Consider the following 21,083-nt stretch of genomic DNA (forward strand, 5'->3'; position numbering starts at 1 on the left):
GGTAAACATTCTGGGTTGCTATGGAAAACATTGTCTTGCTTGGCGTTCTGCTGGTCCTCACCGTGATTGTCGGGGCGTTTATGGGGATCTTTGCGTTTGCCGAGGTCAAAAGCCTGCGTGGAGAGGTGCGCCGGTTGCGCGCGATGATCGAGAGCCTGCAGGCGGCTGGACTGGCTGTTGAGCCGCATCGCCCCGGCAAAGCGGCTTCCTCGCCGTCATCGACGCCACCGGCGCCGGTACCACCAGCGGAAGCCCCCGTGCGCACTCAAATGCCCGATGCGGTAACCGACGAGGTGCCAACTAACGTACCGGAAGTGCCGAATAGCGTACCCAACCAGGTGCCGCCGGTAGCCACCGCGCGCAGCGGTGTCTCATCGCGGTCCGCCGCGGCCGCACGGCGCGCGCAGTTCTGGATGCGTGTTCAGGAAAACTGGATGGTCTGGCTGGGAGGCGCCTGTGTTGCACTCGCCGGGGTTTTCCTGGCGCGCTATGGCATTGAGCAGGGGCTGCTTGGGCCCAGAGTCCGTGTGGCCGCGGGCCTGCTGATGGCGTTGGCCCTGTACGTGGCCGCGGAGGTGTTGCGCCGCAAAACCGGTGGCAGCCATCCAACCTTCGCCGCACTCGCCGGCGGCGGGGCGATCACGGCCTTTGCCGCGATTCTGTCGGCGCTGCATCTGTATGACCTGATGGCGCCGGGATTGGCCTTCGGCCTGTTGGCGGTAGTGGCTCTGGTTACCCTGTGGTTGGCGCGGCTGCATGGGCCGGTACTGGCGGTGATCGGCATGCTGGGTGCTTACGGCGTGCCGGCGCTGGTTTCTACCGGCAGTGGCAATGTGCTTGGGGCGATGCTCTACGCGCTGATTATTTCCGTGTCGGTGTTGTTATTGCTGCGCCATGTCTACCGCAACTGGCTGTGGCTGGGGGTGCTCGTGGGAGCCCTCGCCTGGTGGTTGATCTCATTGCTGGGGCACCAGGCCGATGACTGGCGGGGCCTGTATCTGGCCGCGCTGGCGTACCTGTTGCTGGCCGTGGTGCCTGGGGACTGGCTGCTGACCGGGGAGGACCCGGAGTCTGCCGGCGGCCCTGCGGCAAAGATCACCCCGCTGATCCTGCCGAGCCTGCTGGTGCTCGCGCTCGCCCAATGCCTGTCGATTTTGCGCGAGGGTTTCCAGCCGGTGGCGATATGGGCGTGGAGCCCTCTGGCGCTGGTGATCCTGTGGGCGGCGCGATGCAGGGGTAACCTCGCGCTGTTGCCCTGGGTGCTGCTGGTCGGCCAGCTGGTGGCGTGGCTCGCGACCCGCCTGGATTTCAGCGGGGCGCAGGGCGTGCGCCTGCTGCCTCTGCCGACAGAACAGCAGGGGGGCTTTCTTCTCTATCTGTTGCTGAACGCTGTGCTGTTTGCGGGATTCGCCCTGTTCAATTACCGCCGCGGGCTGGCGCGCTACTGGTGGGCCTCGCTCGCGGTGATGGCGCCACTGCTGTCGCTGCTGGTGGGCTACTTACTGGCCGAAAGCTTCCTGCCCGTGTACTGGTGGTGCCTGTATGCGGCAGTGTTTGGGGGTGTGTTCATGTATCTGGGCGCGCGGGGGGCTACGCAGCACTGGCATAAGGGGATGGTGGTGTGGCTGTTTATCGCCGCACATTTCGCCTACAGCCTGGCGGCGTGCCTGTGGCTGCAGCAGGCGAGTTTGACCCTGGCGCTGGCATTGCAGGCGGTGTCGCTGGCGTGGGTGATCCGACGCTTCGCGGTGCCGGCCCTGGGGTGGCTGCTGAAAGCGGTTCTGCTGCTGGTGGTGGTCCGTCTTACCCTGAACCCCTGGCTACTCAGCTACGCGGATGATACCCATTGGTCCCTGTGGACGTACGGCGGCGCTGCGCTGTGTGCCTGGCTGGCGGCGCGCATTCTGGCGCGGGCCGCAGAACGCGGCGCCTATCAGTCCACAGCAGATTGGTCCGAGGCGGCGGCCTGGCATCTGCTGGTGCTGGCGCTGTGGGCCGAAAGCCGTTACTGGCTGTACGACGGCAATGCCTTTGCCGCGCACTACAGTTTTACCGAGGCAGTGATCAACCTGTGGCTGTTCACCGGGCTGGGGCTGGTGTACTACCGCAAGTCGCTGATTGCCGATCGCTTGGCGCGCTGGTACGACGGCTATGGCCGCCTGCTGATGCTCGCCGGGCTGGTGAACTACGGGAAAATCCTGTTTGCCACAGCCACCAGCGACCCCTGGGTGTGGCGCGATATCGACCCGCGCCCGCTGTTCAACATGCTGATGCCCGCCTTTGGCGGGGCGGCTCTACTCGCACTGCTGGTCAGCCGTTTTTATCTGCCGAGTGTGCGCAGACTGGCCGGGCTGGTGGCTGCGGTCACCGCCTTTGTGTGGGTGTCGCTGGAGGTGCGGCATCTGTGGCAAGGGAATATTCGGCTGGATACGCCGGCGCACACCGGGGAGTTGTACACCTACTCCGCGGTGTGGTTGGCGCTGGCAGTGACGGGCATTCTGCTGGGGAGCTGGAAACGCTGGCGCAGTTGTTATCAGGGCGGGATGGCCGTGCTGGCGCTGGTGATCGTGAAACTGTTCCTGGTGGATATGTCGGGGCTCGAGGGCTTGCTGCGCGTGGCGTCCTTTATGGGGATGGGGCTGGCGCTGCTGGGTATCGCCTACCTGCACCAGAAACTGGGCGGAAAAAGTGCAAGCCAGGTGCAATAACTGACTGCCCGCAGGCAATTTCCCGTAGCGCTTGCGGTATACTGCGCGGCCTTTTTGCGGGGCTCGCGTGCGTCGGGGCCGCTGTGCGGACAGATAACCGGGAGCTTGCCGCGGGATAACAGTGTTCCCGAACCGTATGAGTGAATTGCATGGAGATGAGCAGTGAACAGTATCAGCGCCACCGAGGTTGACCAGGATTCTACCCAAACCGCATCTGTCGAAGCGATGATGCAGGCCATGGGCCGTGCGGCACGTGCCGCCGCCCGGGTAATGGCGCGCACCGATACTGGCACTAAAAATGCGGCGCTGCGGGCCATCGCCGCGGAACTGGACGCCCAGCGACCGCAGCTGGCGGCGGCCAACGCCAAAGATATGCAAAACGGCCGCGCCAATGGCCTGGACGCGGCGCTGCTGGACCGTCTCGCACTGACCGACGAGCGCATCGACGGCATGATCGAGGGGCTCAGCCAGATTGCCGAGCTGCCAGACCCGGTGGGGGAGGTGAGCGACCTCAAGTACCGCCCGAGCGGCATCCAGGTGGGCAAGATGCGCGTGCCGCTGGGCGTGGTGGGCATCATCTACGAGTCCCGCCCGAACGTGACCATAGACGCCGCCAGCCTGTGCCTGAAATCCGGCAATGCGACGATCCTGCGCGGCGGCAGTGAGGCCCTGCACTCCAATGGCGCCATTGCGGCCTGCGTGGCCGCGGGGCTGAAGCAGGCCGGGTTGCCAGAGACCGCGGTACAGGTGGTGGCCACCACCGATCGCGCTGCGGTGGGCGCCCTTATATCCATGCCCGAGTATGTGGATGTGATCGTACCCCGTGGCGGCAAGGGCCTGATTGAGCGCATCAGCCGCGACGCGCGGGTGCCGGTGATCAAGCACCTGGACGGCATCTGTCATGTGTACCTCGACGACCGCGCGGATCCGGTCAAGGCGTTCAATATTGCACTGAATGCCAAGACCCACCGCTACGGTGTATGCAATGCCATGGAAACCCTGCTGGTGGCCGAGGCGGTGGCGGCAGAGTTTCTGCCCAAGCTTGCGGCGGCTTACGGGGAAAAGGGCGTAGAACTGCGTGGTTGTGACAAGACCCGCAGCATCCTCGCGGGTGTGCTGCCGGCCACCGAAGAAGATTGGGCCACCGAATACCTGGCGCCGGTGCTGTCGATTCGCGTGGTGGCGGATATGGATGCGGCGATGGACCACATCGCCCGCTACAGCTCCGGCCACACCGAGTCGATCGTCACCGAAGATTACTCCCGCGCGCGCCGGTTTATGGCGGAAGTGGATTCCGCCTCGGTCATGGTCAACGCCTCCACCCGTTTCGCCGACGGTTTTGAATACGGCCTGGGGGCCGAGATCGGTATCAGCACCGACAAGATTCATGCGCGTGGGCCGGTGGGCCTGGAAGGGCTGACCTCGCAGAAGTGGATCGTGTTCGGGGACGGGCAGATTCGCGAATGAGATCCATCGCCCTGTTCGGCGGCACCTTTAACCCGGTGCATTTCGGCCATCTGCGCATGGCGCTGGAGCTGAAGGAAACGCTGGGATTCGACGAAATGCGGCTGCTGCCGTCGCACCAGCCGGCGCACCGCGCGCAGCCCGGGGTGACCGCCAATGCCCGTCGCGACATGCTCGCACTGGCGCTGGAACACTGCCCTGCGCTGCAGCTGGACGAGCGGGAGCTGCAGCGCCAGGGCCCCACCTATACGGTGGATACCCTGCAGGCGCTGCGCGCAGAACTGGGCAACCAGGTGTCGATCAGCTTCTGCATGGGGCTCGATTCCCTGCTGGGGCTGCCCGGCTGGCACCGTTGGCAGCAGCTGATCCGGCTCGCCCATCTGGTGGTGGTTACCCGCCCCGGCTGGCAACTGCCCGAGCAAGGCCCGGTGGCGGAACTGCTCGCTGCCCACCGCGGTGATGTGGATGTCCTAAAGCAACAGGCGGCCGGGAGCCTCGTGCTGCGGGAACAGACACTGCTGCCAATCTCCGCCACGGAGATCCGCAGCCTGATTGCGAGCAACCGCTCGCCCCAGTACCTGCTGCCGCAGCGGGTACTCGACTACATTCAAACTCATCAGCTCTACAAGAGCGACAACCAATAGGAGCCAAGGCTCCCGCAACAGGTGTTATGACTGATATCAAAGCAATTGCGGTAAACGCACTGGAAGACCTCAAGGGTAAAGACATCGTTTCGATGGATGTATCCGAACTCAGCGATGTAATGGACACCCTGATCATCTGTACCGGCACCTCCAGCCGGCAGGTGAAATCCTTGGCCAACAATGTGGTGGAAGACGGTAAAGAAGCCGGTATCCGTCCGATAGGCGTCGAGGGGATTGACCAGGGCGAGTGGGTGCTGGTGGACTACGGCGATGTGGTGGTGCACGTGATGCAGGCCGAGACCCGCGGCTTCTACGACCTGGAAAAACTCTGGTCGATGACCCCCAATACCCGTGAGGGTGCGGACGGTTCCGATCCCCATCAGGACTGATCGCAAAGCGCCGGCCCCTTGAACACACGCTGCTTATGAAGATTCGCATTATCGCCGCAGGTGGCAAGATGCCCGCCTGGGTGCAGGAGGGCTACAACGAGTACGCCAAGCGCCTGCCGCGGGAGCTGACCCTGGAAATGGTCGAGGTGGCGCTGGGCAACCGCGGCCAGAAAAATTCCGCGGCGCTGGTGGAAAAGGCCCGCCAGAAAGAGGGCGAGGCGATGCTGGCGGCGATTCATCCGCGGGATCACGTGGTTGCGCTGGAAGTGAAGGGCAAGTCGTGGAGCACCGAGCAGCTGTCCCGGGAACTTTCCGGCTGGCAGATGTCCGGCGACAACCTGTGTCTGTTGATCGGCGGCCCCGACGGCCTTTCACCGGAGTGCGTGGCGCGGGCCAACCAGAAATGGTCCCTGTCGGCACTGACCCTGCCGCACCCGCTGGTGCGGGTGCTGCTGGCGGAACAGCTGTATCGGGCCTGGACCTTGCTGGCGGGGCACCCGTACCACAAGTAAGCCGGGCGAACCCCGGGGCGGGCCTCTACTTTTTCGCCTGATTGAACTTTTTGCTGCCACCAGACTCCCACGGACACGGGGAAACCCGGTGCCTGTGGCTGTTCGAGGGGTGCCGGTGTGTATCGAACACTCCGCAGGGAAGGCAAACTTGTGTACACTTCGTGGTCATTTTCGCGCCACCGAATAACCTGCTTCGACCACCATGTCAGAAAACCTGCGTTTCAAAGACCACCACACAGAGCAGCGGCTGTTTCGCAACCGCATGCTGGTGGCCATATTCGGCGTAGTCGTGCTGCTCGGTGTGCTGGTCGCGCGCTTTTACAACCTGCAGGTAGTCAATTACGAGGACTACCGTACCCAGTCTGACCAGAACCGCATCCAGGTGCGCCCGGTCCCTCCTACACGTGGCCTGATCTACGACCGCAACGGCGAAATGCTGGCGGACAACCGCCCCAGTTATACCCTTTCCGTGGTGCGCGAGCGGGTCAAGGACCTGGATGCCACCATCGAGCTGCTCGGCCAGATCGTGCGCCTTGAAGACAGCGATGTAGAGAAATTCAAGCGCCGTCTGCAGCGCCGGCGCCCGTTCGAGCCGGTACCGCTGCGCTATCGCCTCAGTGAGGATGAAATCGCCCGCATCAGCGTCAATGAGTTCCATCTGCCCGGGGTATCCGTGGAGGCGGAACTGGTCCGCTATTACCCCGAGAGCAAGCTGTTCGCACACAGTGTGGGCTATGTGGGGCGGATCAACGACCGTGAACTGTCCGGCTTCACCGCGGAAGATGTGCGCCGCTACCGCGGCACCCAGAGTATCGGCAAGGTGGGGCTGGAGCGCTCCTACGAGGACCTGCTGCTGGGTGAAGTGGGCTATGAAAACGTAGAAACCAATGCCCGCGGTCGGGTACTGCGGGTGCTGGAGCGGCAAGATCCGAAACCCGGTGCGGAGCTGACCCTGCACCTGGACACCCGCCTGCAGCAGGTGGCTACCGAAGCGCTGGGTGATAACCGCGGTGCGGTGGTGGCCATCGATGTGAAAACCGGCGGCGTGCTGGCGTTTGTGAGCCAGCCGTCCTACGACCCGAATCTGTTTGTTACCGGTATCAGCTTCAGGGACTACAGCGCGCTGCGGGACTCGCTCGATGTGCCGCTGTTCAACCGCGTGGTGCAGGGGCAGTATCCGCCCGGTTCTACGCTCAAACCCATGATGGGCCTCGGCGGCCTGGCGGCAGGCATTATCCGTTCGGATACCAAGGTGCCGGATCCAGGCTTTTACAAGCTGCCGAACGATTCGCGCATCTACCGCGACTGGAAACGCTGGGGCCACGGCAAGCACGTCGACCTGATTCAGGGGCTCGCCCAGAGTTGTGACGTGTACTTCTGGGACATGGCCGCGCGCTGGAATATTGATGGCATGCACGAGATCGCCACGCGCTTTGGCCTGGGTGAAAAAACCGGTATTGACCTGCCGCGGGAATACCCGGGGCTGTTCCCGTCGCGGGCCTGGAAACGCGGCGCGCGGGGCGTGCCCTGGTTCCCGGGCGACAGCCTGAACGCAGTGCTGGGGCAGGGCTTTGTACTGGCCACGCCGCTGCAGCTGGCGGTGATGACCGCCACCATCGCCAACCGCGGTACCCACTACCGCCCGCAGATGGTGATGGCCATCGATGGCGTCGAGCAGCCTCCGGAAGTGCTGCACCACGTGGATGCGCGCCCGGAGCACTGGGATCTGGTGTTCGAGGGGATGGAAGCCGTGGTTTACGGCATCCACGGCACCGGCAAGAAAGCTGGGGCCGGGCTGGACTTTAAAGTGGCCGGGAAAACCGGTACTGCGCAGGTGGTGGGCATCGCCCAGGGGGAAAAGTACGACTCCGAGGCGCTGAAAGAGCGCCACCGGGATCACGCCCTGTTTGTTGCCTTCGCGCCGGCGGATGACCCGCAGATTGCGGTGTCCGTGCTGGTGGAAAATGGCGAAGGTGGCGGCAGCGTGGCGGCACCGGTGGCCCGTGAGCTGTTTTTTGACTGGATGTCGCGGCCACTGGAAGACACCGCCAGCCGGCGGGGCTGGCGTCCGCCCATGGCCAATGCCGGGTCCAGGCATCTACACCCACACGAGGTAGCAATCCGTGGCTAGTCGCGATTATATGCACCGCCTGCCGGATGCCGGCAGCAGCCTGCGGCGGCCGGAGAGTTTTTCGCGGCGCTGGCATATCGACCTCCCCTTGCTGTTGCTGTTGATGCTGTTGGCGGGGGTCGGGCTGGTGGTGCTGTACAGCGCGTCCGGTGAAGAGAGCCACTACGTCAAGCGCCAGGCGGTGTTTATGGCGTTGGCGTTCGTGGGCATGTTCATCGCCGCGCAGATTCCCCTGGAGTTTTACCGGCGCTGGTCACCGTGGTTTTACCTGGGCGGCTGTTGCCTGCTGGTGGCGGTACTGTTTTTTGGCGTGGGCGCCAAGGGCGCACAGCGCTGGTTGCAGATCGGTGGTTTTCGCTTTCAGCCCTCCGAGGCATTGAAACTCGCGGTGCCGATCGCCGTCGCGGCCTACCTGCACAAGCGCAGCCTGCCCCCCTCGTTTATGACCGTGGTGGGTACGCTGGTAATCATTGCCATTCCGGCGGCACTGATTGTGCGCCAGCCGGATCTCGGCACTTCTATTCTTATCGCCGCTTCGGGCATATTCGCGCTCTATCTTTCGGGCCTCAGCTGGAAAATGATCGGTAGTGCGGCGGTGATGGCGCTGATGGCTGCATGGCCCATGTGGATCTGGGGGTTACGCGACTATCAGAAACAGCGCATTCTCACCTTGTTCAATCCGGATGCCGACCGTCTCGGTGCGGGTTGGAATATTTTCCAGTCCAAGGCGGCCATTGGTTCCGGTGGATGGGATGGCAAGGGGTATATGCAGGGTACGCAGTCCCAGTTGGATTTCCTGCCGGAAAGTCACACGGATTTCATCATCGCTGTACTGGCGGAAGAGTGGGGTATGCGCGGCGCCTTGCTTCTGCTCGCCCTGTACCTGTTGATCATTGCCCGGGGCATCTATATTAGTTTCATGGCCCAGCATGTTTTCGGACGGTTGTTGGCGGGTAGTATCACGCTGACATTCTTCGTGTACGTGTTTGTGAATATCGCTATGGTGACCGGCCTGCTGCCGGTGGTGGGCGTGCCCCTGCCACTGGTGAGTCACGGCGGCACCTCGGTAATTACCCTGATGGCAGGGTTCGGTATTCTGATGGCCATCAGCACGGAAAGGCGCAGAGTACTTTTCTAGTTGTTGGATTTAGTTGCAGGGTTTGGTGGCTGAATGTGAGGCGGTTCAGGCTCGCTTCACTTTTTCCCGTGTATCGTGCCACTTTTTGGCGCGGATGCAGTCACACTGCAGAACGAATTTAATAATTGTGGAAAGTGGCAGGAAGTACTCTATGAACACAGGAGCGGTTGTTTTGAAGTGGACCACAGGATTGATAGCAGGCTTGGGGCTGGTGCTCGGAGCCTGTGCGCAGGAGGCGGGGCACGAGGAAAATGCCCAGGCGAAAGCGTTTGTGGATTACATGGTGGCCGAACACAACTTCAACCGCGATGACCTGCAGCTGCTGATGCGCGAGGCCAAGCGCAAGGATGCCATCCTCAAAGCCATCAAGCGGCCGGCCGAGAAAGCCAAACCCTGGCACGAGTACCGCAAAATATTCATTACCAATGCCCGCATTGCCGGCGGTGTGGAGTTCTGGGACAAAAACGCCGAGGCACTCAAGGCCGCGGAAGAAAAGTATGGCGTGCCGCCAGAAATGATCGTCGCCGTGATTGGCGTGGAAACCCGCTACGGTGGCAATATGGGCAGCTACCGGGTCATTGATGCGCTGTCCACCCTGGCGTTCAACTATCCCCGCCGCGCCAAGTTCTTCACCAAGGAACTGGAGAACTACCTGCTGCTGACCCGCGATGAAAAAATCGATCCCACCACCCTGAAAGGCTCCTACGCTGGCGCCATGGGCTTTGGCCAGTTCATGCCGTCGAGCTATCGCCACTATGCGGTGGACTTTAACGGCGACGGCCGCGTGGATATCTGGGAAGACACCGAGGATGCCATCGGCAGCGTGGCCAATTATTTTGTGGAGCACGGTTGGAAAGCCGGTGAGCCGATTACGGTGATTACCCAGCCGCTGCCCAATGCGGACATGACCATCGTCAATGACGACCTGAAACCCCAGTGGACCGTGGGCACGCTGGAAGCAAAAGGCTTCCCCACCACGGCCCAGGTTACCAAGGAAATGCCTGCCAATGTGTTCTCCCTTGAGACGGAGAGTGGCAAGCAGTTCTGGATCGGCCTGAATAATTTTTACACCATTACCCGCTACAACCACAGTCGCCTGTACGCCATGGCGGTGTACGAGCTGGGCCAGGAAATTATCAAGGCGCGGGGTGGCCGCTCCTGAGGGCGCGGGAGAGCCAGACAACCTGGTAGCGCCAGATAACATAATGGATGTATCGCCGGAGGACGTTTGCGTCTCCGGCGTGTGTTTTGCACAAGCAGTACGATAAGTCGAAGTACAAAAAATCGCGGTAGCGGGCGTCGTTTGACCTGCTCCGGGGGGAAGTCATGAATACCAGAAAAATAGCGGATACATCCGCCAGTTTTGTTCGCCTGGGCGCCGGTTGCGTGCTGGCATTGCTCACTGCCTGTAGTACTGTGCCGTTGCATGATGCGGGCAAGGCCAAGGTCGAGCCGCGAGACGAAGTGCCCTTCGATCAGGTGCGCGATAGCGGCCCCGATGTCCCTGTGGACATGCTGGCGACACCCGAGGTGACGCCGGTGCGAGAGCCCATCGGGATTGCCGGCAACAAATCCCCCTATGTGGTGAACGGGGTAAAGTACCGGGTGCTGAAAGGTGTGAAAGGCTACAGCGAGCGTGGCCATGCTTCCTGGTATGGCAAGAAATTCCACGGTCGCAAAACCGCCAACGGTGAGGTTTACAATATGTACGCCATGTCGGCGGCGCACAAAACCCTGCCATTGCCCAGTTATGCCAAAGTGACCAATCTGGATAATGGACGCAGTATCATCGTGCGCATCAACGACCGCGGTCCTTTCGTTCCGGGGCGCATCATCGACCTTAGCTACACCGCGGCGCAGAAGCTGGGATATATCGATAAGGGCGTCGCGCGGGTCGAGGTGGTCGCACTGGATCCGCAATCCCTGCCCAGTGCTACCGAGAGCCTCGCGGTAGAAAAAGATGCTGCAGCGCGCAAGGGATTGCCGGAAGATGCCAGTTTCAAATTGCCGGAGAATACCTTCCTGCAGGTGGGTGCCTACAGTTCCGCCCGCCAGGCGGAAGAGATTCGCGGCCAGCTGGCCGCCGCATTCGGCTATCCTGTATCCGTCAACCCGGTAAACCGTGGCGGAAAAATGCTTTATCGGGTGCGAATTGGGCCCATCGCGCAGCAGCGGGCACTGGCCGCGTTGCGAGAATCTGTAGAGCAACAGAATTTTGGCCAGCCCCAGGTGGTGGTCGACTGATTCGCTGCCCCGCAGCGCATGCCCGGCTGGAGCCGGGTTTTTGACACATTGTGAATGTAAGGAATAAAGAGAGACCCATGTTCAAACGCTTGTTTGCCTGTTTGCTCCTGATTGTCAGCACCAGTGTTGCCCAGGCCGATAAACCGCTGATACCCGCGCCGCCGCAGCTTGCCGCGACCGCGTATCTGCTGATCGATGCCCATACCGGGCAGGTGCTGGTGGAACACGACGCGGACAAACAGATCCCCCCCGCCAGCCTGACCAAGATGATGACCAGTTACATCGTTTCGGAAGAACTGGAAAAAGGCGCCATCAAAGAGCAGGACATGGTGAATATTTCGGAGAAGGCCTGGCGCAAGGGCGGCTCCAAAATGTTCGTCAAGGTCGGCGACAAGGTCCCGGTGATCGACTTGCTGCGCGGGGTCATCGTCCAGTCCGGCAACGATGCGAGTATCGCCTTGGCGGAATATGTCTCCGGTAGTGAGGAAGTCTTTGCCGAAGTCATGAATCAGCAGGCCCAGCTGTTGGGTATGCAGGATACCCACTTCGTCAACGCCACTGGCTGGCCCGCCGAGGGGCACGTGACCACGGCCCGTGACCTGGGCAAACTGGCGCGCGCGCTGATCCAGGACCACCCCGATCACTACGCGTTGTACTCCGAGAAATACTTCCGCTTCAACGGCATCAACCAGCCTAACCGCAACCGCCTGCTGTGGCGCGACCCGGCCGTGGATGGCATCAAAACTGGCCACACCGAAGAGGCGGGTTTCTGCCTGGTGGCCTCGGCGGTCAAGCGCGGCATGCGCCTGATTTCCGTCATCGTGGGCACCGACAGCGACGAGAAGCGTGCAGCGGAAACCCAGAAACTGCTTGCGTACGGCTTCCGTTACTACCAGACGCACAAGGTGTACGGCAGCAACGACGTGCTGCAGACCGAGCGCGTATGGGGCGGTAAAGTCGACTCGGTGGGTGTTGCGGTGAAAAATGATGTGTTTGTCACCATTCCCCGCGGCGGCGAAGAGAGCATCAAGGCGGACCTGATTATCGACGGCGAACTGAAAGCGCCCCTGGCCAAGGGCCAGCAGGTGGGCAAGGTCGTCGTGACCCTGGATGGGGAAACCGTCGCTGACGTGCCCGCGGTGGTGGCAGAGGATGTGGAAGAGGCGGGCTTCTTCAAGCGCCTGTGGGACTCCATCAAGCGTTTCGTGATGGGCTTTTTTGAATAGCCCCCGGGAAAAGTATCCCGGCAAGCCCGGTGGACTGGTCCACCGGGCTGTTTTCTGGCCCGTTTAAAGCAGTTTCGTCTGCAATCTTTCCTCCCTGTCCAGTCCCCGGTCGGCACTGTATAATCGCCGCCCGGCCGCAACTCCCGCTGGGAATTGTCCCCGCGCCTCCATTTCTGACCTGCGGCCCTGTGAGTGTGGTATGACCCAGGATTCAGAACAGCAGCCCCCGAAAATCGAATTCCCGTGCCAAGACTATATGGTCAAAGTCGTGCGTGACGCCGATGACCAGGTGCATGAATTCGTTCTCGAAGTGATGCGCCGTCACGCCCCCGGGCTGGACGAAAGTCGGCTGACCCACAAGCCGAGTCGCAACGGGCGCTTTACCTCCGTGACCTTCTTTATCGTTGCCACCGGCGAGCAGCAGCTGAAGGCGCTCACCGACGAACTCACCGCCCACCCGGGCGTGTACATGGTGATCTGATGGCAGCTCCGGAGTCGGCCGTGTGCAGGCCGCTTATTTGCAATCTGGGCCGCCGCGACTACGAAACCGTATGGCGCGCCATGGCCCATTACACCGACCACCGCGGTGCAGACGCCGTGGATCAGATCTGGTGTGTCGAGCATCCCCCGGTATTCACCCAGGGGCAGGCGGGCAAAGCCGAGCACCTGCTGAACACCGGTGATATCCCGGTGGTGCAGGTGGATCGCGGCGGACAGGTGACCTATCACGGCCCCGGTCAGCTGGTGGTCTACCCGCTGCTGGACCTGCGCCGCAGCAAGATCGGCGTGCGCGATCTGGTCACCGCACTGGAAGAGGCTACCGTGGCCATGCTGGCGGAATTCGGTATTGCCGCCGCACCGCGCGCCGATGCTCCGGGGGTGTACCTGACCGAAGGCCCGCGCGCGGGCAACAAGATCGCGTCCATCGGCCTGCGGGTGCGCCGGGGCTGCAGCTTCCACGGTATCGCCATCAATATCGACATGGACCTGGGGCCCTTCCTGCGCATCAACCCCTGTGGCTATGCGGGCATGCAGATGGTGCAGATGGCGGAAGTGATCCAGCCTGTCCCCGAATGGGCGTCCGTGGCGGAACGGTTTGTCGCGGCCCTGCAGCGCAAGCTGCAATTGCCGGAGGCCGATTGGCAGCCGGTGGATGAGCAGTTATTTGACGAAAAGTTATTTGCGGCACCCGGCACCGAGCAGGGCACCGAACCAGGAATGAGCAATGTCTGAACGATTTGACGCCGACCAGCCCGAAATTATCGCAACCACGGTTGACCCGAGTGATGCGCCCAAACCGGAAATTACCCCGGTCAAGCGCACCCGCCGCCTGCAGCAGGGCGAGAAACTGCGCGATGGCGACAAGGTAGAGCGTATCCCGGTAAAGGTGATCGCCAGCGACCAGACCCTGCGCAAGCCGGACTGGATTCGGGTAAAGGTCCCTTCGGTCAAGGCATCCAAGGAAGTGGACCGGATCAAGAGCATCTTGCGTTCACAGAAACTCGCCACCGTGTGTGAAGAGGCCAGTTGCCCGAACCTGGGAGAATGCTTCAGTGGCGGCACCGCGACCTTCATGATCATGGGTGAGATCTGTACCCGTCGCTGCCCCTTCTGCGATGTGGGCCACGGCAAGCCGAACCCGCTGGATCCTGAGGAGCCCAAACAGCTGGCGGAAGCCATCGCCGCCATGAGTCTGCGCTACGTGGTGATCACTTCCGTGGATCGCGACGACCTGCGCGACGGCGGCGCCCAGCACTTTGCCGACTGCATCCAGCAGTCCCGCGCACTGTCCCCGAACCTGCAGGTGGAAATCCTGACCCCGGACTTCCGTGGCCGCATGGACATTGCCCTGGATATTCTCGAGGCGGAAGCCCCGGATGTGTTCAACCACAACCTGGAAACCGTGCCGCGCCTGTACCGCGAATCCCGCCCCGGCGCCAACTACAAGTGGTCGCTGAAACTGCTGCAGGAATACAAAAAGCGCCGTCCGGACGTACTCACCAAGTCCGGCCTGATGGTGGGCCTCGGTGAAACCAAGGAAGAGATTTTTGAGGTGCTGGACGATATGCGCGCCCACGATATCGACATGCTCACCATCGGCCAGTACCTGCAGCCGAGCAAGGAGCACCTGCCGGTGCAGCGTTACGTGCATCCGGATGAGTTCGAAGAGTACCGCGTGTATGCGGAAAAAATCGGCTTCAAGCACGCCGCTTGTGGACCGATGGTGCGCTCTTCTTACCACGCCGACAAGCAGGCCCACGGCGAAGAAGTTAAGTAGCGCTACGTTGGCAGTGGGTGAGGGAATAAGCCCGCTGCTGCCAGTCTCCCGATCGCGAGTGCGGATACATGGATAAGTCGGATTTCAAGTTTGATCGCGTGAGCAAACGGATCATTCAGGAGCTCCAGAAAAATGCGCGTATTAGTAACCGGGATCTGGCGGAAAAGGTCAACCTTTCACCGAGCGCTTGCCTGAAGCGCACCAAAAAGTTGGAAGAGCAGGGGTATATCCGGCACTACACCGTTGAGCTGGATCTTAACCGTGTCTGTACCAGTGTGATGGCCATGGCGCAATTGGCTATCGGCGACAACCGCGGGCGCGCGGCGGAAGTGAATATTGAAGCCGCTATTCGCAAGCTCCCGCAGGCGGTCGAGTGTTTTAAAACCAGTGGCGAGTATCACTATCTCGTACACTTTATTTGCCGCGATCTCGAAGAGTACAACGATATCAGTAATCGCCTGCTGGAACAGGACCTGGGTATCTCCAGGATTACCAGTAACTTCGTCCTCTCCACGCCCAAGCCATTTCAGTCCTATCCCCTCGGCGAACTGGAGTGGTTAAACGATATGGACGAGCGCAGTAGTTAGCGCCGACCTCTCCTCTTCGCTACCTCACCGATTTTTATCAGTACGACATAAGTCAGCGCCGATGCAATGAGTGCATCGAATGCGGGGATCTGTGTAAGTAACATCTTTTCCTGGCTGGTGAGGAACGCCACACCCATACCGGATAGCCATGCCAGCATTGCCGGCCAGGAAAACGTCGTCGAACTCACATCTTGTGGCCGCTTTGGCTTATTTAATCGCTCACTTTTCACTTCTAGAATATAGTGTGCGGTATAGATCGCACCGATCGGCATAAAGATGATCCCGAGCGAAAAAATAAAATCGATAAAGTGATCGGAAATCCCGGCAAAGGCGACGGCGGTTCCGGCAATGCCGGAAAAGATCACGATCTGCCACTCTTTAAAGTGCGGCATAATCGCAGCAATACTCAGCCCACAGCCATACAGATTTACCGCATTGGTAATCGTGCTGGAAAAGATCACAAATGCCAGTGCCAAAATGCCAAGGCCGGCTGCCTGTAGCATGGCGAGCACGTCGGTCTCCGATAGCCACACCGCAGCCGCAGCACTGATGCAGTACACCAGTGTGGCACTGCCTAAAAATGGCAGGAAGGAAGCGATCGCAGCATCCTTGGTGGACCTGCCGTAACGGGTCAGGTCCGGCATCACCAGTGCGGAAACGATAAAACTGCCCACTACTGCGGAAACTGCTTCACCGAGCCCCATACTGGCTGTGCCGCTGGCAGAGAGAATGTCCGTAAAATTGGCTTGATCCACCAGCTTGTACAGCAACACACACAGCACCAGCAGCTGTATGGGCACAATGATGGCGGCGAGTTTCTGAATCGACTTGAAACCGAAGATGGCCGATGCGGTCATCAGCGCACCCCCGCATACCGGGGCCAGCCAGTGGGGCAGGGTGATATCGCTAATGTCTGCCAGCAGGTATTCCATGGCGGAACTGAACAGCACGATGTTCACCCCGAACCAGCCAAACATGGACAGGGCAATACATAAATTTACGATATTCGCGCCGCGGCTGCCGAACGAATCTCTGATCAGCATGTAGGAGCTGACACGTTTGCGAACCCCCACAATTCCTGTGGCGAAGCCCACCAGAGACAGCGCAAGGCCGCCCAGTAAGAATGCCCACAGTGCGGTCGCCATACCCGCCTCTGCCACCACCACAACCCCGGTCATGACACCGGGCAGGGAGAAGGCGAGGGCAGAGTTTACCTCGGAGATCTTGCCCCCACTGACGCTGATATGCGCAGGAACCGGCTCGGTCGCGTAATCCTGAAGCAATTGCTCCAGGTCGTTGTTGGGTTGATTGTGCATACGTCGACTACCTGTTCGCCCGGCTTGCTCATCTGGCGGTATAGCCCGATGAGTGTTGCCCCGGTGTGGCTCTTGGCCATTCTTATCATTCAGAGCTAACTATACCCCCAATGCCCGGAAACAATGTTTCCCCGAGAGTGGGTAGATGTTCATAAAGTTTCGTTTCGGGCAGCTCCGTCGCGCAAAGGTTTCCAGCCCTGCATGGTAATTTTTTGAGCAGGGTTCGGGGGTAGCTGGTACACGCTCTCCGTCGCTAGATTTCGAATAACGATTAAGGAGCGGAAGATGCCAGAAGGCAAAAAATGGCTGCGGATGTTCAGCTTGACCATTCTCGGGGCGGCCATCGCGGCCGAGAGCTACGCGGACTACACCATTGAGGAAGTTCAAGTTACCGCGCGCAAGCGTGCCGAAAGCCTGCAGGAAGTACCGGATTCCATCAACGTGCTGAGTGCTGCGCAGATCGAGTCCGCCGGCATCCGGGACTTGAAGGGCGTTGCGGCGCTGACGCCAAACCTGAGCATGGACGACAACTACCGCCCGGGTACTGCACGTATTTCCATCCGCGGCATGATCACCCCACAGGTCGGTGATGCCCCGCTCGCATACGTCGTTGATGGGGTTACTGCCCCAAGCATGGACTTCATTAACCAGGATTTACACGCGGTCGAGCGCATCGAAGTGATCAAGGGCCCTCAGGGCGCCCTATACGGTAAGGGCGCTGTGGGTGGAGCGATCAACATCGTCACCCGGGAGCCCACCAATGAAACCGAAGGCTCATTCGTGGTGGGCGCAGGCAATGGTGAGAGCGTCAATGCCGAGGGCTTTCTGTCCGGCGCGCTGGTCGAAGACTCCCTGTATTACCGCGTGGGTGCCAAACACTCCGATAGTGCGGGGTTTATTGAAAACGAAGTGACCGGCCAGATGGTGGATGCCAGCAAAGTCTCCACCGTATCCGGCCTGCTCTCCTACCAGCTGAGCGATCAGGGCAAAGTGGACCTGCGTGCGCGCTACTCCGATAATCAGGCCGGGGTGGGCTATTACAGCGTGGTTGATTCCCCGGACGCGATCGGAGACAACGTCTGGTCCGGTCAATCCTCCAATATTCTCGGTGGTAGCAACCGCGAGCTACTGGAATTGTCCGGCAAGTTTGAATGGTCTGCAGACTACGGCGATCTGCTGTTTGTCGCGGGCTATAGTGAAGTAGACGACCTGTCTTTTTCCGACTCGGATTACACCGGAATGCCGAGTGACTTTGATCTGTTGTTCGCCGGCGCACAGGAAACCCAGTATGGCGTAAAGGCCTATACCACTGAAGTGCGTTTCACCGCGCCTGCTGATCATGCAGTGCAGTGGCAAACCGGTGCCTACTATCAATTGCGAGAAGTCGAATCCACGCTGCATCTATGGGATGACTTTGATGGTGTAGGGGTGCGCACACGGGATAGCTTCGATATTCCCAACGATGAATTTATCGGTAGTAATCTCGATCCGGATTTTTTCACCGAGTATCTGTATTCCATCGTGGATTCCAACACCAGCGATGCATGGGCCATTTTTGGTCAGGCGGCATACGACTTGACCGATACGCTGACGGTCTCCGCCGCACTGCGCTACGACATGGATAAACGGGAATCCTACGATTGGCGCGATGTAGAAGGCACCTTTGCCAAGCGCGACTTCTCCGAACTGCAGCCGAAATTCCAGCTGTCTTACGATTTGTCGGAAGACGTGCTGACCTATGTGTCTGTTTCCCGCGGCTTCCGCAGTGGCGGCTTCAATGAACCGCACCCCGATGTCGAACGCGTCTTTGATCAGGAAATTTCTGACAATTTCGAAATTGGCTTCAAATCTGATTTTCTGGATCAGAAACTCGTGCTGAACGGAGCTGCGTTTCATGTGAATACGCAAAATACCCAGTATACGCAGTTCAATGTCGAGACCTTTACCTTAGAAAACCTGGGTATCGATCGCTCTATTTCTCAGGGCCTTGAGGCGGATTTCCAGTATCTGGTGAACTCTTCTCTGCGCCTGCACGGTGGCGTTGGTATGGTGAAGTCGGAAATCGATCAATACGATGTGAATCCGGATCTCGAAGGCAATCGCGTGCCCGGTGTCTACCGCTCCAATATCAATCTTGGTGCTGAGTATGTGCGTGCACTGCAAAGTGGTTCCGAGCTGGAGTTCCGGGTGGACTACCTGCGCAATGGACCCATTGCCTGGGACCTGGAGAGCAGCCTGGAAATCGGTGCTGCCAATATTGTGAATGTGCGCGCGAGTTACATCTTCGATCAAAGCCGCATCACTTTGTTTGCGGAAAATGTCACCGATGAAGCGACAATTTCTGACGCATTTGTATTGGACTACGGATATGGCCGACAGCCGGGGCGTCCCCGCTACTACGGCGTGCAATTCGGATATTCCTTTTAATTTTTGACTTTATCCATATTGGGGTGTCGCTCGGTTTCCGGGCGGTACCTTGTGTATCTGTAGTGCGAGACTTAACAATGCGAGTACTGACAAGACAGGATCTGGAAGACATTCTGTATGGATGTGCGATCCTCGGAACCGGCGGGGGCGGCGAATTGGATGAGGGCTTTGAACTCATCGATGAAGCGCTGGCGCAGGGCAAGGAGTTTGTGCTCGCAGACCCGTCGGAAATTCCCGACGAGGCGATGATTTGTACCCCCTATATGCTCGGTGCTATCTCAGAGCTGCCGGCAGGAGAGGAGGATAAGTACGCACGCTTACCCACCGGTGAAGTGCGCCCCATTCTTGCAGCTTATCAGCGTATGGAGGCTTACAAGGGAACCAAGTTCAGCGGCACCGTCGCCTGTGAACTGGGTGGGTCAAACACGGCAATGGCGTTTTACGTTGCCGCGATGACCGGTGGCTACATCGTCGATGGTGATCCGGCCGGTCGCGCCGTCCCGGAAATTACGCATTCCACGTATTATCTGAACGACCTGCCCGCGGCACCCATAGTGACTGCGAATGCATTTGGTGAATGCATGGTTATCGAAAACGTGATCGATGACCTTCGCGCAGAAGAAATTGTCCGAGCGCTCTCCATGGCGAGCGGCAATGATATTGCTGCGGTCGATCACGCCCTGTGTATGCAGGAACTGCGCGGCGCTCTGATCGGCGGCACCATCACCAAAGCACTGGAGCTTGGCAGAACCTGGCGCGTCACCAAGGCGGACGGCGGCGACATTGCAGCGAATATTGCGGCGCAAGGTAGCGGAGAAGTGGTGTTCCGCGGAGTTATCTCTACGTGCGACTGGAAGACCGCTGAGGGTTTCACGCTTGGCAATATCTCTATTTCTGGGGAAGGGGGTTACGCGGGCTCCGATTACGCAATTTGGCTCAAGAATGAGAATATGATTGCGTGGCGCGACGGCAAAGTGCACGCCACCATACCGGATCTGATTTGTCTGCTGGATATGGAAACCGGTGAGCCGGTAACCAACCCCAACTATCGCGCGGGCCAGCAAGTGGCCGTGGTAATTCTACCTGCACCCAATGCATTCCTGAGTGAGAAGGGGCTGGAAATCTTCGGACCCAAGTATCTTGGTTATTCATTTGAATATCGCAGCGCGGTGGCGTAGAAAGCCCCGGTACCGTGTTTGCTACGTTGTGCGGATACGTCTTACCGGTTTGCTCTCACCGCGCTGAACATTCTTTTTTTCTTGTGGTGCTGTATCGTCAGCGTTAATGACGTACAGGTGCTGCACTCTAAGGCGGTGTTAGACCTAAGCTATACCCGCGGAATGTGGTTTTTACCGCTGGTGGGCTTGTGCAGCTTGACTATTTTTCAGACGGTTTCCAGGCTGGCGCTGCGGGGGATGGGGGGGCAATCTGGCCAGACACCGGGGCTGCTGTATCTGGCCATCGTTATGGGGCCCTTGCACCACTGCTTCAAGGAGTGCTCGCGGACTCGATAAGTCTGCATCATTCTTGTTTTATACCGATGATTTTTTCATCGGGCATTGCACATCACGGCGTATCGGGGTGGCGCGTAAAGTCGCCTAATGCTTGTAGGTCAGGCAATTCACGCTGTCGCCGCTGTATCCGAGCTCGATCTGGTCCGCGCAACATTCGAAGTCGGTATTGTGGCTGCAGCCCGTTACCTTGCAGGCGCCGACGCCGGCATTGCGTTGACGCTTGGTGTGGTGGCTGTTGCTGAAATAGGTGTCGCAATCCGGATGCTCGCCATCGCCGATGGTGATGGCGCGTGCATGGCAGGCGGAATCGGTATTGTAGGCGCACTCACTGGCGGCGCAGCTGGACACTTCGGGCATATCGGTGGCAATGATCATGGCGCTGTTCTCTTTGGATTATTGTCGGGGGACCAAACTCCCATAGTGAGCCTAGTTCAGCGTCATCCCCTGTCAAACTGCGGCCGGGTGAGCGGCTTGCGACTATTCGCTAATTGATTCCTGCGTCTGC

18 protein-coding genes are annotated in these 21,083 nt (G+C 59.8%); 16 read left to right on the forward strand and 2 right to left on the reverse strand.

Annotated features, from left to right (window positions below; all coding sequences use genetic code 11):
- The first annotated feature begins 20 nt into the window (after positions 1-20).
- The 14 genes from AU182_RS06530 to AU182_RS06595 all read left to right on the forward strand — a co-directional run bounded on the left by AU182_RS06530 (position 21) and on the right by AU182_RS06595 (position 15,321).
- Positions 21-2,708 carry a DUF2339 domain-containing protein gene (locus tag AU182_RS06530; protein ID WP_066962660.1) on the forward strand — a complete coding sequence of 896 codons (2,688 nt, stop codon included), beginning with the start codon at positions 21-23 and terminating at the stop codon, positions 2,706-2,708.
- A gap of 171 nt (positions 2,709-2,879) precedes the next feature.
- Entirely contained in the window at positions 2,880-4,175 is a 1,296-nt protein-coding gene (locus tag AU182_RS06535) for a glutamate-5-semialdehyde dehydrogenase (protein ID WP_369802080.1), read from the forward strand.
- Positions 4,172-4,816, forward strand: a complete 645-nt coding sequence (gene nadD, locus AU182_RS06540; RefSeq protein ID WP_066962663.1) for a nicotinate-nucleotide adenylyltransferase — start codon at positions 4,172-4,174, stop codon at positions 4,814-4,816. The genes AU182_RS06535 and nadD overlap by 4 nt, the downstream gene beginning before the upstream one ends.
- A 26-nt stretch (positions 4,817-4,842) precedes the next feature.
- Entirely contained in the window at positions 4,843-5,205 is a 363-nt protein-coding gene (gene rsfS, locus AU182_RS06545) for a ribosome silencing factor (protein WP_066962666.1), read from the forward strand.
- Positions 5,206-5,240: 35 nt separating this feature from the next.
- Positions 5,241-5,717: a 23S rRNA (pseudouridine(1915)-N(3))-methyltransferase RlmH gene (gene rlmH, locus AU182_RS06550; RefSeq protein WP_066962669.1), complete on the forward strand. Its 477-nt coding sequence runs from the start codon at positions 5,241-5,243 to the stop codon at positions 5,715-5,717.
- 202 nt (positions 5,718-5,919) lie between these two features.
- Complete coding sequence (gene mrdA, locus AU182_RS06555) at positions 5,920-7,848, forward strand: penicillin-binding protein 2 (protein WP_082859266.1); 1,929 nt, start codon at positions 5,920-5,922, stop codon at positions 7,846-7,848.
- The gene (gene rodA, locus AU182_RS06560; protein ID WP_227718150.1) at positions 7,841-8,986 is read left to right on the forward strand and encodes a rod shape-determining protein RodA; all 1,146 of its coding nucleotides are present in this window, start codon (positions 7,841-7,843) and stop codon (positions 8,984-8,986) included. Before mrdA ends, rodA begins: the two co-directional genes overlap by 8 nt.
- Positions 8,987-9,158: 172 nt before the next feature.
- Positions 9,159-10,148 (forward strand): lytic murein transglycosylase B, encoded by a 990-nt coding sequence (gene mltB / locus AU182_RS06565; RefSeq protein ID WP_227718151.1) that lies wholly within the window; start codon positions 9,159-9,161, stop codon positions 10,146-10,148.
- Between the two features lie 164 nt (positions 10,149-10,312).
- Positions 10,313-11,230, forward strand: coding sequence for a septal ring lytic transglycosylase RlpA family protein (locus AU182_RS16890; RefSeq protein WP_066962677.1), 918 nt, complete (start codon positions 10,313-10,315; stop codon positions 11,228-11,230).
- A gap of 77 nt (positions 11,231-11,307) precedes the next feature.
- A complete protein-coding gene (locus AU182_RS06575; RefSeq protein WP_066962679.1) occupies positions 11,308-12,456 on the forward strand; it encodes a D-alanyl-D-alanine carboxypeptidase family protein in 1,149 nt (382 codons plus the stop codon).
- 199 nt (positions 12,457-12,655) lie between these two features.
- Positions 12,656-12,937 (forward strand): YbeD family protein, encoded by a 282-nt coding sequence (locus tag AU182_RS06580; RefSeq protein ID WP_066962682.1) that lies wholly within the window; start codon positions 12,656-12,658, stop codon positions 12,935-12,937.
- Entirely contained in the window at positions 12,937-13,689 is a 753-nt protein-coding gene (gene lipB / locus AU182_RS06585; RefSeq protein ID WP_066962684.1) for a lipoyl(octanoyl) transferase LipB, read from the forward strand. Before AU182_RS06580 ends, lipB begins: the two co-directional genes overlap by 1 nt.
- Positions 13,682-14,734, forward strand: coding sequence for a lipoyl synthase (gene lipA / locus AU182_RS06590; protein WP_227718152.1), 1,053 nt, complete (start codon positions 13,682-13,684; stop codon positions 14,732-14,734). Before lipB ends, lipA begins: the two co-directional genes overlap by 8 nt.
- Positions 14,735-14,802: 68 nt before the next feature.
- Entirely contained in the window at positions 14,803-15,321 is a 519-nt protein-coding gene (locus tag AU182_RS06595) for an Lrp/AsnC family transcriptional regulator (protein ID WP_066962687.1), read from the forward strand.
- On the opposite strand, the gene AU182_RS06600 is transcribed toward AU182_RS06595, so the two are convergent.
- Positions 15,318-16,637, reverse strand: coding sequence for a cytosine permease (locus AU182_RS06600; RefSeq protein ID WP_066962690.1), 1,320 nt, complete (start codon positions 16,635-16,637; stop codon positions 15,318-15,320). The two genes, AU182_RS06595 and AU182_RS06600, sit on opposite strands and share 4 nt — an antisense overlap.
- Positions 16,638-16,922: 285 nt before the next feature.
- On the opposite strand from AU182_RS06600, the gene AU182_RS06605 reads away from it, so the two are divergent.
- Together AU182_RS06605 and AU182_RS06610 are read left to right on the forward strand one after the other, a co-directional pair.
- Positions 16,923-19,064, forward strand: coding sequence for a TonB-dependent receptor (locus AU182_RS06605; RefSeq protein WP_066962693.1), 2,142 nt, complete (start codon positions 16,923-16,925; stop codon positions 19,062-19,064).
- Positions 19,065-19,141: 77 nt separating this feature from the next.
- Positions 19,142-20,242 (forward strand): DUF917 domain-containing protein, encoded by a 1,101-nt coding sequence (locus AU182_RS06610; protein WP_066962696.1) that lies wholly within the window; start codon positions 19,142-19,144, stop codon positions 20,240-20,242.
- A gap of 420 nt (positions 20,243-20,662) precedes the next feature.
- On the opposite strand, the gene AU182_RS06620 is transcribed toward AU182_RS06610, so the two are convergent.
- Positions 20,663-20,953 carry a DUF1540 domain-containing protein gene (locus AU182_RS06620; RefSeq protein WP_066962702.1) on the reverse strand — a complete coding sequence of 97 codons (291 nt, stop codon included), beginning with the start codon at positions 20,951-20,953 and terminating at the stop codon, positions 20,663-20,665.
- Between the last annotated feature and the right edge of the window lie 130 nt (positions 20,954-21,083).

It is taken from the genome of Microbulbifer sp. Q7, from assembly GCF_001639145.1.
Classification (GTDB): Bacteria; Pseudomonadota; Gammaproteobacteria; order Pseudomonadales; family Cellvibrionaceae; genus Microbulbifer.